Here is a 14,056-nt window from a genome sequence, read left to right on the forward strand (position 1 = left end):
GAACGGAAACCGAACCGACGGCCGACGTGACGCTCCTCTACTCCTCTGCGGTCGGCGCGATGCCCCGCCTGCTCGCGTCCACGTCGAGGTCGATGTCCAGGTCGGCGAGCACCTCCTCGGCCTCCTCGCGCTTCTCCTGGTGCTCGGCGAGGAACTCGCGCATCAGCCCGGCGGCCTGTTCCTTGCAGTCGCCACACAGGCGCTCGCCGCCGACGCACTCGTCGTACACCAGTTCGGCGAAGTCGTCGTCGTCGCCCGCGAGGAGGTAGGCGTACAGCTCGTAGACGGGGCACTCGTCGGCCCGGCCGCCGAGTTCGCGCTGCTCCTCGGCCGTGTCCCGCCCGCCGGTGGTCGCGGCCATCACCTTGTCGTAGCCGTCCTCCGGGTCGTCGAGCAGCGAGATGTGCGAGGCGGGCACCGAGGAGGACATCTTCCCGCCCGTGAGGCCGGTCATGAACCGGTGGTAGATGGACGAGGGCGCGACGAACCCGAACCCGTCGTGGTCGACCTCGATCTCGCGGGCGAGTTCCTCGGCCGCCGTCCGGTCGAGGTCGAAGGCGTCGACGTGCGCCTCGAAGACGCGCTTCTCCCCGTCGACGGCCTCGATGAGCGCCTCGAACGCCTCGTCGGTCGCGTTGCGGTCGAAGAAGCGGACGCGCGGGCGGAGCGGCTCCATCCCGGCGTTCTCGAGCTTCTCGATCGTCGAGTCGATCACGTCGGCTGCCGCGTCGAGGCCCCCCGGGTCGCCTCGGATGTACTCGGCCGCCTCCTCGCACCGCGGCGTGTCCGCGTCCGCAGCGTACTCCTCGCGGTCGTCGTACGCGACGGCCACCACCCGGCGCTCGTCGTCGTCGAGTTCGAAGCTGGCGAACGCGTCGGTCACCTTGAAGTAGCGCATCCGCGCCGCGATGTCCCGCGAGAAGCGGACGTGGGGGTCCTGGTCCGGACCGACGGGGATGACCGTCGGCTTCGGCTCGTCCACCAGTTGCGGGTAGAGGATGTCGGCCATCTGCGTGACGACCGACTGCATGTGCGAGACGGAGGTGCCGCCGCCGAAGCCGTAGATGCCCTCGAACTCCGCGAAGCGGGCCTTGGCGCCGAGTTCGAACGCGAGATCCTGCAGCTCCCGGTTCGTGGACTGCCGGTACAGCGTCCCCTCCTCGGCGTCGAACCCGAGCGCGAGGAGCGAGAGCAGGTAGTCCCTCGCGTGCTCGTCGATCTCCGCCCACGTCATCCCACGGGCCGAGTGGGCCTCCAGGTCCGCGATGAGGCCGTACGTGTCGGCGCCGTGCTCCTGGTGCCAGATCAGCTCGTCGAACACCAGCTTGTGGCCGATGTGGGGGTCGCCGGTCGGCATGAACCCCGAGAGGGCCGCGACGTCCTCGCCCTCGCGCATCGCGTCCGCGACGGCGTCGTACCCCCGGTGGCCGAAGATGACGCCGCGGCGCATCAGGTAGTGGGGGTCCGGGACGCGGTCGATGATCTCGTCGAACTCCTCGATGCCGAACTCCTCGAACAGGTTCCGGTAGTCGCCGACGGTCGCCGAGCCCCAGGGGTCGAGCGCGACGCCACCGTCGGCTTCCCCGCTCGATACCTCGTCGGCCGTGCCCCCGTCGGGGGCGGAATCGTCGCTCGTCATGGGGTGAGTCGTGCGACCGTCAGGTACGCGACCGAATCGTCGCCGGCCAGCGCAAAAACCATTCGCTTCCGCACGCCGCCGGCGAGGCGCACGTCTAGCGCGAGGTCCCGCGGGTGGAACCGGTGGTCGGGCTCGACGACCCGAACCAGTGCCTCGGAGTGCGGGAGGTCCGCCACCGATTCGACCGCGTCGTACGTGCGGAAGTCGGCGCCGAACTTGTAGCCCGTCTTGGGGACGACGCCCCGGTCGCGCAGGCGTCGGTAGACGGTCAGCCGGCGATCGAACCTGCTCCCCTCGACCTCCCGGCCGCGCTCGACGACCGCGTCCGGATCGAGGGCCACGGTCCCGCGCTCGGCGAGGTCGGCGGCCTCGAGCAGCGAGAGCTGGAGGCCGGCCACCACGGCGGCGTCCCGCCCCGCGATCGGCTGGCCGTAGAACGCCGACTCGTACAGCGACTCGGGCGGGTCCCAGCAGACGACGCGGTCCTCCAGCAGGTCGGCGTCGAGCGACCGGGGGAGGTCGTACTCGGTGTCGCCCTCGAAGCCCCCGCCCGCCGCGCAGTCGAAGTACGTCACCTCGCTCTCCTCGTCGACGACGGCGAGCGAGAGGTCGGCCAGGTCGCGGGCCGGGAGCTCCTCGCGCTCGCCGGCGACGCGAATCCGGTAGGCCACGTCGCCGCCGGGCTTCTCCCCGCGGGCGAAGACGGTGAGGTCCGGGAGCGGGTCGGCGCCCTCGCCCGGCCAGCCGTCGCGGTCGGGTGTGACGTAGAAGCCGCGCTCGCGCAGGTCGGCGTACACCAGGAACCGGGCGGCGAACCGCTTCCCCTCCGCCACCGACCGGGTGAAGAACTCGCGGAACCCGCTCCCGTCGACGGACTCGAGGTCGCCGCGGTACAGCAGATGGGCGGCCTCGATGCGGGCGAGCGTGACCTCGGCGCCGCGGGCCCGGCCGTAGCCGCGCGAGTCGTGGAACCGCTGGCGGGCGTCGCCTGAGGCGACCACGACGTCGTCGCGGAGCGTGGCTTCCATTGTCGGTGTGGGGTGGGGTTCGGGTTTAGGGTCTGCGGTCCCGCGTGAGCGATTCTGATTCGGATTTGCTGGTCGAGTTGGTCGTGACTCGGCGAACGCTACCGTGCCGACCGCGAAAGCCCCCGCGGCCATCGAGGAAGGCGGACAAAGTAAGCACCGCAGGCGAGGGAGCGTCAGCGACCGAGCTGAGGAGCACAGCGAGGCCCCCGACTCGATGGCCGCGGCCCCTTTCAGTCCCACCCACTGCCTCGTCCTCCCCAGCCGATTCGCTCGCCTTCGCGGGACTCGCTCCGCTCGACCCGCGTGCTCTCGCTCGCTTCGCTCACGAGAACTTCGGCTCGCTCACCCCTCGCGCGGTTCGGCCGCGCACGGGGCGCGGCCGCCGCGCGCCACGATGGAAGGGATCAGCTTCGACGGAAGTGGACACTTTGGCGCGCCATCCGTCGGAGGGGTTGGCAGTCGCCGTTCGGTCGACAATCCGGCAGTCGCGGTCCGGTCCAAGGAACCGCGTTCGTCGATGGTTCAGGGCCCGGCGTTCGCGCCCGAACCGTGCTCGCAGGTGCCGTCGAGACACCTGACGCCGGTCGCCGTCTCGAATAGGGGCAGGCCACAGACGCAGGTGCCGACGGTCTCGCCCGCTGGGATCGAGAACGCCGTCTGGCAGTCGGGGTGGGCGTCGCAGCCGAGGAACGTCCGGCCCCGGTGTTCCACGACTCGGAGGTCCTCGCCGCAGTCCGGGCAGTCGTACGTCCGGTCGAGCGCCTCCCGGACCCGGGCGGCGAGCGAGTCGCACGCGTAATCGATGCACAGGTCGAACGTCTCGCCGCGCGAGACGCGCATCAGCGGGAGGCCGCAGTCGTCGCAGGCCTCGTCGGTGACGGTCGCCCCCGACGGGAGGCCGTAGCGCTCCTCGCAGTCGAGACAGACCACGTCGCCGCCGGCCCTGACCATCGGGCTCCCGCAGTCCGGGCACTCGCCGACGGGGGTGCCGCCCTCGGTCGCCGGGAACGTCGCGCGTTCTCCCGGGCCGTGCGAGCAGACGCGGAGGACCTGGTCGCCGTCGCGGGCGGTGACGGAGAAGCCGTCGTCGTCGGCCTCGACGGTCAGCGAGTCGGCGCGGGTGAGCCACGCGAGGGGCTGGTAGCCGTTCGCGTCGTGGACGAGGAGCGTCTTATCGGGCTTGGCGACGACCAGGACGTGGCCGCGCTGGAGGCGCTGACCGCGCGGGGCGTCGAACTTGGTGCTGCAGTCGCCGGCGAAGACGCGGAGGGTCTCGGGCATGGGGGGTCCTGGTCCCGTCACCCTACTTGGACCCTCGGACCCGCCAGCCGCAAGGACGATGCCGGCGGGCGCGAACAGGGGATTGTGAGCGAGAGCGACTCCCAGGCCGACCGGTCCGCCGACGAGGCCGCCGACGCGACGGACTCCGCGAACACCACCGATTCGGCCGACACCACCGGGTCGGCGGGCGGCACCGATTCGTCGGGTCCGATCGACCCGCCGGTCGCCGTCTGCTTCGACATGGACGGCGTCCTCGTCGACTCCGAGGACTACTGGCACCCGGCCGAGCGCGACCGCATCTTCCCGGCCGTCCTCGCCGGCGAACTCCCCGACCTGGACGAGGTCACCGGGATGAACTACCGCGAGATCTACGACTACCTCGACGACGAGTACGAGGTAACCGTCTCGGAGGCGGAGTTCGTCGAGTTGTACGACGAGACCGCGACCGAGGTGTACGGCGAGCGCGTCCGCCTGCTTCCCGGCGCCCGCGAGTTCGTCGACGACCTCCGCGACGCTGGCGTGCCCGTGGCGCTCGTCTCCTCCTCGCCCCTCCACTGGCTCGACATCGTCCTGGATCGCTTCGATCTGGAGTTCGACCTCGTGGCCTCCGCCGACGAGTTCGATGGGCTGGGGAAGCCCGAACCGGGGGTGTACGAGGACGCGATCGACGACCTCGGGACGGTGCCCGAGCACACGGTCGTGATCGAGGACTCGCGGAACGGCGTGCTCGCCGCACACCGTGCCGGTGCGCGGGTGATCGCCTACCGCGACGAGCACAACGCCGACACCGACCTCTCGGAGGCGGACGAGGTCGTCGAGGGGCCGGAGGAACTGTTCGCGGCGGTGCGTCAGTCGATCGAGACGGTCCGGGCGTCGGCCTCGGGCAGCAGCGGCAGTTCGGGGTAGACGACCTCGATCCGGTACTCGATCTCCGCCTCGCCGGGCGGGCCGAACACGCCCACCGGCACGGTCGTCTCGTCGCCGAGGTACAGCGACTTCTCGTGCATCTCCACGCCGTTCGCGGTCACCCGGATCCCCGCGCGGGCGCCGCCGCCGACGTTGCGCACGGTCACCTCGCGCATGTCGTTCTCGCCGACGCCGATCGAGTCGGGGAAGGAGCCCCACTCCACCACGGCCCGGGGGAGCGCCTTCGCCTGCCGGACCACGCGTTCGGCGACGCCCTCCGAGAGGCCGGCGTTCGTGAGTTCCGACACGCCGGCGTCGACGACGTCCGCGGGGGAGGTGATGCCGCCCGCGGCGAGGTTCTCCGCGCGGCTCGAACCGACGCCCTCGACGGCCGTCAGCCCGACCGCGTCCGCGGGGACGCCGTGCTCGACCCTGGCCTCGACGCGGGCTGCGAGGTTCGCGGCGCGCGGGCCGGCGAACTCGTCGAGGAACTCGCCGAGCGCGGCCAGCAGGCGGAGCGCGTTTTGTCGGATGACCCAGGCGTCCGAGCGGAGGTCCGAGGGCGTGGTTCCCTCGACGGCGGCCCGGAGGATGGCCAGCACCTTGCGGTTCCCACCCTCCAGGTCTGTCGAGACGTCCGAGAGCACGCGGTCCACGGCGTCCCGCTCGGACGAGCGCGCGGACACGGAGTCGAACTCGCGGGCGCCGGCGACGGCCCGGAGGATCCCGGCCTCGTCGATGGTCTCCTGCCGGGCCAACTCGCGGAACCGCTCGGCGGTGTCGAGGCGCATGTAGTACTTCGAGGTGAGGCGCCCGAGCGCCGTGCCGGCGACCGCGAGCGACTCGTCGGTCTCGACGAACCCCCGCGTGACGAGCGAGTCGAGCGTGTCGCGCACGCGGTCGCGGATGCCCTCGAAGCCGTACTCGTCGGGCTTCGACCGGGCGCGGACGTAGTAGAACGTCGTCTCCAGCCAGTCCATCACGTCGTCGAGGCCGGTGATGGTGCCGAGCGCGATCTCGGCGTTCAGGTGCGAGTCCACCTCGGCGGCGAGCCGCGACTCGATGTCCTTCCCCTCCCGCAGGAGGCGCCGGTACTTGTCCGCGTCCGCGCGGTCGCAGACGACCCAGCCGTAGCCGACGTCGTCGTAGCCGGGCCGGCCGGCGCGGCCGAGCATCTGGAGCACGTCGAGTTCCGAGATGTCCACCTCGCCCTCCAATGGGTCGTGGTGTTTCGTGTCGCGGATGACGACGCAGCGGGCCGGGAGGTTCACGCCCCAGGCGAGCGTCGAGGTGGAGAAGAGGAGCTGGATCTTCCCCTGTTTGAACCACTCCTCCACCTTGTCGCGGTCGTTCTTCGAGAGCCCGGCGTGGTGGAACGCGACGCCGTCCGGGACGGACTGGCGGAGCGTGTCGTTGTTGAGGTCCTTCGCCTCGGTGTGGAAGTCGTAGTCGCCGCGGGCGCCCATCGGCACGTCCCGCTCGGCCACCTCGTCGCGGGCCTTCTTCGCGGCCATGACGGTGTCCTGCCGGGAGGAGACGAAGACGAGCGACTGGCCGTCGTCGCGGATGTGCGGCTCCGCGAGGTCAAGGGCGCGGTACAGGCGGCGGTACTTGTCGGCGAACGTGTTGTCGCCGTGGGTGTACGTCTTGACGCCGGTTTCGAGGTCGACCGGGCGGTACTCGTCGCCGAACTCGAACGTGGTCTCGGGCGGCGCGTCGAGCCACTCGGCGACGTCCTCGACGTTCGGCATCGTCGCCGAGAGGGCGATGATCCGGGGGTCACACAGCCGGCGCAGCCGGGATATGGTGACCTCGAGGACGGCGCCGCGCTTCTCCGAGTCGAGCAGGTGGACCTCGTCGATGACGCAACAGTCCACGTCGGTGACGAAGCCGTAGCGAGCCGACTCGTGCTTTCGCGTCGCGGAGTCGGCCTTCTCGGGCGTCATCACGAGGATGTCCGCGCGCTCGGCGCGCCGGGGGTTGAGGTCCCGCTCGCCGGTGACGACGTAGACGGAGTAGCCGAGCGACTCGAAGCGGTCCCACTCGGCCTCCTTCTCGTTGGTCAGCGCGCGGAGGGGGGCGATGAAGAGGGCCGTCCCGCCCTCGCGCAGCGTCTCGCAGATGGCGAGTTCGGCGAGGGCGGTCTTGCCCGAGGCGGTGGGCGCGGCGGCGACGACGTTCTCGTCGGACTCGAGCAGGCCGGGCAGCGCCTCCCGCTGCATCCGGTTGAACTCCTCGAAGCCGAAGGCGTCGGCGAACTCGGGGATGGCGTCTGCGACCTTCATTTGATGAATGTTCGACTTCTGGGCCGGTCCACGGGGACCGGCCCGAGGGCTGTGTAGTTGTCGGGGGGGTTTCGCGGATAGGTGTTTCCTTCCGTGTGCGGGTTGCCGTGATTTGGATCCGATTCGTGTTCGGTAGGTGTGGAATCGTCGTCGGCGCCGGATGGGGTGTCGAGCGTAGGGCTCCCGTAGTGGGGACCGTGAAAGCCCCCGGGGCTCTCGGGTCGCGCGGCACGCTCTGCGCTCCTCGCTCCCTGCGGTCGCTCGCGGTCGCGCCCGCCGCATCCCCTCGACCGTCGGTCGGCGAGCGCCACGGGGGCTTCCGCGCTCGTCACGACGGTAGTAGCGGTGACGATATCGACACCGACAGAGTTGCAGATCGACGGGCTGGCGGCGTCCATGGACGCAACCGCGGTACTCCGACCGTCTTCACCCGTGTCAACACACGCGGATTCCCGCAATTTTTGTAACAGCGCGACGACCCGAGGCCATGACCGACGCCGTCGATATCACCGCCATCCGGGCGGCGCGCGAACGGTTCGACCCCGACATCGTCCGCGAGACGCCCGTCGAGCGCTCGCGCTCGCTCTCCGAGCGCGCCGGCGCGGACGTGCGCCTCAAGATGGAGCACCTCCAGCGAACCGGCTCGTTCAAGACCCGCGGCGCCTCGAACAAGCTCTCCCGGGTCGCCGAGGCCGGCGAGGCCGAGCGCGTCGTCGCCGCCAGCGCGGGCAACCACGCCCAGGGCGTCGCGCTCGCGGCCGCCCACGAGGGCATCCCCGCGACGATCGTCATGCCGCGGAACGCCCCGCAGATGAAGGTGAACGCCACACGGGGCTACGGCGCGGAGGTCGTCCTCCACGGCGGGGAGTTCCAGGAGGCGCTCGCGCGCGCCGAGGAACTGGCCGAGGAGCCGGGGAGCCTCTTCGTCCACGCCTACGACGACCCGGACATCGTCGCCGGCCAGGGAACCCTCGGGCTCGAGATCGCCGAGCAGGTGCCCGACGTGGACACCGTGGTCGTCCCCATCGGCGGCGGCGGGCTCATCTCCGGCGTCGCAACTGCGCTGGCCGCCGTCGCGCCCGAGGTCCGCGTCGTCGGGGTGCAAGCCGAGGAGGCCGCCACGGTCCCGCAGAGCCTCGACAAGGGTGAACCGGTCGGGATCGCGGAGACGCGAACCATCGCGGACGGCATCGCAACAGGCGCCATCTCCGGGCTCACCTACGACCACATCGAGGCGCACGTCGACGAGGTCGTCACCGTCAGCGACGACGAGATTTCCGACGCCATCCTCACGCTGCTCCAGCGCGCGAAACAGCTCGTCGAGGGCGCCGGCGCCACCTCCGTCGCGGGGATGCTCTCGCCGGACGTGGATGTGGCGGGCGAGACGGTCGTCCCGCTGCTCGGCGGCGGCAACATCGACATGTCGCTGCTGCAGACGGTGCTCACCCACGCGATGACCGACCGCGAGCAGCTCCTCCACCTGCGGGTCCGCATCGACGACGAGCCGGGTGAGATGGCGAGCCTCTCGGACCGCATCGCCGCGCAGGGTGCCAACATTCGCCACGTCCGGCACGACCGCGCGGTCGACGACCTCCGCGTCGGCGAGGCGTACCTCGTCTTCCGCGTCGTCACCAGCGGCCGCGAGCACGCGAACCAGGTGCTCTCGGCCGTGCGCGAGGGGGGCTACGAGGTCGAGCGAGTGAACTGAACGGACGCCGAGCGCTCGGATTCGTAATTGGTACTACTCACCGTGGTAACTTCCCTCGTTCCACCCGAAACAGGGGGGTAGAGAACTGTTGGATCGGGAGAATTCTTGCGCCGCCGTCATGCGTTCGTGAGCTGTTCGCACCCTCGGTTCGACAGCGGGGTCTCTAGTCTGCTACTAACCGTTTCTCTCGGGGCTGTACGGGGTCAACTGGCCGTTCTCCGGAATCGTTCGCGCCCGCTATCGCTCGCTCACTCGACCCCGCTCGCCCGATGCTCGGAGATGATCTCGTCGACCATGTCGACGGTCTGCTGGCGCTCGCGCTCTACCGCCCGGTCGTGCCAGTCGTCGATCAGCGCCTCGACGTCGCTCTCGCGGGCGACGGCCAGTTCGTCCACCTCCTGGGTCCCCACGTCGTCGGCCGGCCCGACCGGGATCTCGTGCTCGAACAGCACCTCGTCGGCGACGTCCGAGAGCCCGCCGGTCCGGAGCACCGCCCTGGGCTCGGTTTCGGCGAGCAGTTCCGCGGTCGCGCGGCCGGCACCCGAGGCGTCGCGGAGGAGGACCACGTCGCCCGCGGCGAGCCCGAACGACTCCTGCGCGTGCTCGATGGCGGACTTGGTGAACTGCTCGACCACCTTCACCGGGACGAGGTCGCGGCCCTCGGCCACGTCCGCGAAGTTGTCGTGGTCGAGCTTCCAGAGCGCCTTCAGTCGGTCGAGTTTCCCCTCCAGCTCCTCGGCCTCCTCCCTGGCCTCGTCGCGCTCGCGCTCCAGCCGGTCGTTCTCGCGACGGAGGCGCGTCACCTCGCGGTCCCGCCGAGCCTCGCGTCGCTCCTCGCGCCTGGCGTCGGTGAGTTCGGCCTCCATCTCCTCGATCTCGTCGTCCTTCGCGTCGAGGTCGTCCTTCAGGTCGTCCGCGTGGTCCTGGAGGCGGTCGACTCGGGCCTCGAGGTCGCGGATGCGCTTCTCCTCCTCGGTGAGTTCGCGCGGCTCGTGGCCCGACTCCTCCTCGTTCTCCTCCGGCTCGTCGGTGAGCTTCCGGAGCGCGGCCTCCACCGACAGCCCGCCGGCGACGACGCGGGCGATGACCTCGCCGCGCTCCACCCCGGCGGGCGTCTTGCGCGTGATGCGCTCGAACTGGTCCTCGTGGGCGTCGAACGCGTACAGCGCCGCGGCGAGCGCGTCCCGCTCGTGGTCGTTCTCGTAGGCGACGTCCTCGGTCCGCTGGAGCTTGTCGTCCACCGGCAGGTCGCGGTCGGGCGCCCAGCCGGCGGCGTCGAACGAGCGCCGGAACTTCTCGACCGTCTCGGGCATCGGGTGCACGTCGGCGGCGACGACGACGGGCCGGCCGCGCTCGACGAGCCACTCGATGACCTCCGCCGTGTCGGCGGTCCTGGTCGAGAGGGTGTCGAGCACGTTGCCGTCGAGGTCGAGGATGGCGGCCGCGGTCGTCGTCCCGGGGTCGATGCCGACGATGACGTGGTCCCGGCGCTTGGCCAGCGGCTCGAACTCCACGCCGTCGCGGCGCTCCTGCTCGATCTCGACCCGGGTGTCGCCCGAGCGGTTGCGCGAGACGGGGATGTCCTGCGGGGGTGCCTCGACGGTGAAGACGGCGTTGCCGTAGCCGCCGTACTTCTCCTTCACCTCCATCTCGTACTCCAGTTTCGCCTCCTTGAGCGTGGATTCGACCTCGCGGGCGCGCCGCTTCACGTTACCGTGGATGCGGCGGGTGAACCGGTCCTCGCTCCACCCGCCCTTTCCGGTCGACCGGCCGCGCGAGACCTTGACGGTCGTCGTGTCGGCGAACGCGCGCACCGCGTAGCCGACGTTCGCGGCCGCGAGCCGCGCCGCTGCCTCGGCCTCTTTCATCGGGTCCTTGCCGTACGGGACGCCGTGGCGGGACGCGACCCGCGAGAGGGGTTCGGGCCGCTCGGCGCCGGTCACCTGCACGAGTGTCGTCTCGGCGGGGAGCGCGCGGAGGAAGTGGACGAGGGCGTCCTTGTCCTCGGCCAGTTCGTACATGTTGTCGGTCGCGACCAGCGCCGGCCCCTCGGCGTCGATGAGCCGGCGGAGCTTCCGGTGGCTCACCACGTCGCGTTCCAGCGTTTCACCGTCGAAGGTGACCAGGGCGTAGGAGGGCGCGTCGCCCCGGATGTCACCGCTCTGCACGTCGACTCCGTAGACGAGGGAGTCGAGCACGCTCGTCCGGGCGTTCACGCCCTCTCGTTGGCGGTTCGGGGCTAAAAAGGCCCCGCCGGAACCGACCGCCGACGGCGAGGACCGGGGGCGTCCCGACCCGGTAGCTCCGCTGCGCGAAACGGGTCAGTCCTTCCTCAGCCGTCCGCGTCGGGGAACGGCACCTCCACCTCGTCGCCGTCGTCGGGGACGAACACCTGACCGTCGAATCCCGACTCCGCGAACACCTCCTTCGCCTCGGACTCCAGAAGCCCCGCGCGGGCCGCGTACCGCGAGGAGATGTGCGTCAGGGCCAGCCGTTTCGCGCCGGCCCGCCGGGCGATCTCGGCGGCCTCGACGGCCGTCGAGTGGGCCGTCTGGCGGGCGCGGTCAGCGTCGTCGCCCGCGAACGTCGCGTCGTGGACCAGCAGGTCGGCGTCGGCGGCGGCCTCGACGGTCGCCTCGACCGGACGGGTGTCGCCGGTGTAGACGACGGTTCGACCGGGTCGGGGCGGTCCCACGACCTCCTCGGGCCGGACGACCGTGCCGTCGTCCAGTTCGACGGGCTCGCCGCCGTGGAGCTTCCCGTAGGCCGGGCCGGGCGGGATGTTCAGCTCCTCCTCGGCCTTCTCGCGGTCGAAGCGGCCCTTCCGGTCCGCCTCGGCGAGCACGAACCCCATCGAGGTCGTCCGGTGGTCGGTCTCGAACGTCCGGACCTGGTACTCCTCGCGGGCGAGCGCGACGTTCCCCGGGCGGACCTCGTCGATCCGGATCGGGAAGTTCGGGTCGTGACCGCCGGCGTGGACGAGCTGGCGGATGGTCCGCTTCGACCCCGGCGGGCCGTGGATGGCGAGCGCCTCCTCGCGGTCGTTGAAGTCGAGGCTCTGGACGAGCCCCGGCAGCCCGAGGATGTGATCGCCGTGGAGGTGCGTGAGGAAGACGTGCGAGAGGCCGAATCCGGTGCCGTACCGCATCATCTGCCGCTGGGTGCCCTCCCCGCAGTCGAACAGGAGCTCCTCGCCCTCGCAGTTGACGTGGATCGCGCTGGGGGCGCGCTCGACCGTCGGTACCGCGCCGCTCGTCCCGAGGAAGGTCACCCGCAGCGTCATTGGCGGGAGTCGGGCGGCCCCCGGTGAAACGCTGTCGAAACGCCGTCGGCCCCTCGTCCGGCCCCCGCGTGCACGCTGCCATGACTGTCCCTTCTCGACCGTCTCCCCCGACCGTGACGCGGGCGTCGGGCCCCGTAGTACGTGGCAAGCGTCGGTATCGAACCTGTAACTACAGCTATCGGGTCGCGTCACCGACTCGCGTCATGCCGGTCGTACAGTGCAATGGCGCGGGACTCTACTACGAGGATCTCGGAGACGGGCGTCCGATCGTCTTCCTCCACGGGATGGCGGCGGGTCTCCGCTACTTCGAGCCGCAGCTGACGGGACTCTCGGACGAGCACCGGACGGTGGCGTTCGATTTCAGGGGACAGGGCCGTTCGGAGAAGACGGAGCTAGGGCACACGCTGGCCCAGCACGCTCGCGATCTGCGTACCGTCCTCGAACGGCTCGACCTCGACGACGTCGTCGTTGTCGGCTGGTCGATGGGTGCGCTCGTCTCCTGGGACTACGTCGACCAGTTCGGAACGGACCGCATCCGGGCGCTGGTGGACGTCGACATGGAGCCGTCGCCGTTGCAACGGGAGGGCTACGACCACGGCACCTACACGGTCGAGGGGCTCAGGACGGCCCTCGTCGGAGTCCAGACCGACCCCGTGGGTCTCACCGAGGACCACATCGATGCCCTGCTGAAGGACTCTCCGTCCCGGGAGCTACGAACGATGATGCTCGACGAGGGTACCCGGACCCCGCCGCCGATCCAGGCCGCGATGCTCCTCGAACTGCTCCGGGACTACCGGGACGTGCTCCCGGACGTCGACGTCCCGACACTGGTGTGTGCCGGGGCGGACGAGAAGTGGCGGACGGTCGCGGCCGTCCGGTACGCCGCCGACCTCGTTCCGGACGCCCGGTTCGAGCGCTTCGAGGGGAGCGGCCATTGCCCCACGGTCGAGGAACCCGAACGGTTCAATCGGGTGCTGACCGAGTTCGTGAACTCGCTGTAGGGGGGACGACGCTGGTCAGGACTCGGTACCGGTCGCCTCGTCGCCGGCGGAGCCACCGACCGTTTCGTTGTCGTCCGTGTTTCCGCCGGCCGCATCACCGCCGGCCGCGTCGCCCCCCGACACGCTCCGACCGGCGCCGGCGCTCCCGCCGGCGACGTCGGACGACGCGTAGTTCACGCCGACGTACTCGCCGTCGTGCAGCAGGACGAGGGTGTACTCGTCGGGGAGGGTCATGTTCGCGGCGAAGCGCGCCTCGGATCGGCCCGACTCGCAGGTCGCCTCGCTCTTCCCCGGAACCGTCTCTACCTCGAGGAGGTACGTCTCCGGCGCGATGCGATCGAAGCGGGCGTCGAGGCCGGCCTCGGGGGAGGGGACAGTGAGGTTCTCGCGGAGCGTGAGGTCGCTTCCCGAGTCGTTCGGGGTGCTCTCGGTTCGGTCGACCCTGCCGGGTTCGGTCGGGTCGACGCAGCCGACGGCGGTCGTTTCGAAGCTCTGGAGGGCGGATTCGGGCTGTTCGGAGAACGGGTCGTCGATGGCCACGGCCGTCGTGACGCCGCCGGCGGCGGCGCCGCCGACGAACGCGAGGAGGGCGACCGCGATCGTGGTGGTACGGGAGACCATGCGTTCCCCCCGTCCACCCGCGGTACAATGGTTCTGTTGGATCCGTCAGCCATCGAAGGGGTTCACGGGTCGAGACGCCCGCAGACGCCGGCCTCGTTGCCGGCGCGTTCGACCCCCGATGCGAGCCGGCTCAGCTCCCACAGGGGGTCGTGGCCGGTCCCCTCCCGATGCTCCTCGATGCGGGACCGGGCCGCCGCGAGCGTCCCGAACGACTCCTCGAGCCCGCAGGTCGGACAGGTGACGGTCGCCTTGCGTTCCGTCATATCTCGACGGAGGCGCGGCGGGACGATAATCCCGTTGCTCC

11 protein-coding genes are annotated in these 14,056 nt (G+C 70.8%); 3 read left to right on the forward strand and 8 right to left on the reverse strand.

The genetic code is table 11. From position 1 onward, the window contains the following. Positions 1–37: 37 nt before the first annotated feature. From HUG10_RS12355 to HUG10_RS12365, 3 genes are all read right to left on the reverse strand, one after another. Entirely contained in the window at positions 38–1,639 is a 1,602-nt protein-coding gene (locus HUG10_RS12355) for a tryptophan--tRNA ligase (RefSeq protein ID WP_179169863.1), read from the reverse strand. Beyond that, complete coding sequence (gene endA / locus HUG10_RS12360; protein ID WP_179169864.1) at positions 1,636–2,667, reverse strand: tRNA-intron lyase; 1,032 nt, start codon at positions 2,665–2,667, stop codon at positions 1,636–1,638. Before endA ends, HUG10_RS12355 begins: the two co-directional genes overlap by 4 nt. A 522-nt stretch (positions 2,668–3,189) precedes the next feature. Further along, positions 3,190–3,948, reverse strand: coding sequence for a topoisomerase DNA-binding C4 zinc finger domain-containing protein (locus HUG10_RS12365; RefSeq protein WP_179169865.1), 759 nt, complete (start codon positions 3,946–3,948; stop codon positions 3,190–3,192). Positions 3,949–4,158: 210 nt separating this feature from the next. Between HUG10_RS12365 and HUG10_RS12370 the strand changes: the two genes are divergently transcribed. Then, positions 4,159–4,854, forward strand: coding sequence for an HAD family hydrolase (locus HUG10_RS12370; protein WP_179171072.1), 696 nt, complete (start codon positions 4,159–4,161; stop codon positions 4,852–4,854). On the opposite strand, the gene HUG10_RS12375 is transcribed toward HUG10_RS12370, so the two are convergent. Further along, on the reverse strand, positions 4,797–7,139 hold the full coding sequence (locus HUG10_RS12375; protein WP_179169866.1) for a DEAD/DEAH box helicase: 2,343 nt from the start codon (positions 7,137–7,139) through the stop codon (positions 4,797–4,799). The two genes, HUG10_RS12370 and HUG10_RS12375, sit on opposite strands and share 58 nt — an antisense overlap. 487 nt (positions 7,140–7,626) lie before the next feature. On the opposite strand from HUG10_RS12375, the gene ilvA reads away from it, so the two are divergent. Then, positions 7,627–8,847: a threonine ammonia-lyase gene (gene ilvA, locus HUG10_RS12380; protein ID WP_179169867.1), complete on the forward strand. Its 1,221-nt coding sequence runs from the start codon at positions 7,627–7,629 to the stop codon at positions 8,845–8,847. Positions 8,848–9,095: 248 nt separating this feature from the next. On the opposite strand, the gene HUG10_RS12385 is transcribed toward ilvA, so the two are convergent. Next, on the reverse strand, positions 9,096–11,063 hold the full coding sequence (locus HUG10_RS12385; RefSeq protein ID WP_179169868.1) for a DUF460 domain-containing protein: 1,968 nt from the start codon (positions 11,061–11,063) through the stop codon (positions 9,096–9,098). Positions 11,064–11,179: 116 nt separating this feature from the next. Then, positions 11,180–12,130, reverse strand: coding sequence for a ribonuclease Z (gene rnz / locus HUG10_RS12390; protein ID WP_179169869.1), 951 nt, complete (start codon positions 12,128–12,130; stop codon positions 11,180–11,182). Between the two features lie 203 nt (positions 12,131–12,333). On the opposite strand from rnz, the gene HUG10_RS12395 reads away from it, so the two are divergent. Then, entirely contained in the window at positions 12,334–13,131 is a 798-nt protein-coding gene (locus HUG10_RS12395) for an alpha/beta fold hydrolase (RefSeq protein WP_179169870.1), read from the forward strand. Between the two features lie 15 nt (positions 13,132–13,146). Here HUG10_RS12395 and HUG10_RS12400 read toward each other — a convergent pair whose 3' ends face one another. Then, positions 13,147–13,752 carry a hypothetical protein gene (locus HUG10_RS12400; RefSeq protein ID WP_179169871.1) on the reverse strand — a complete coding sequence of 202 codons (606 nt, stop codon included), beginning with the start codon at positions 13,750–13,752 and terminating at the stop codon, positions 13,147–13,149. A gap of 62 nt (positions 13,753–13,814) precedes the next feature. Continuing rightward, a complete protein-coding gene (locus tag HUG10_RS12405; RefSeq protein ID WP_179169872.1) occupies positions 13,815–14,015 on the reverse strand; it encodes a DUF7542 family protein in 201 nt (66 codons plus the stop codon). Between the last annotated feature and the right edge of the window lie 41 nt (positions 14,016–14,056).

Source organism: Halorarum halophilum, from assembly GCF_013401515.1.
Classification (GTDB): domain Archaea; phylum Halobacteriota; class Halobacteria; order Halobacteriales; family Haloferacaceae; genus Halorarum; species Halorarum halophilum.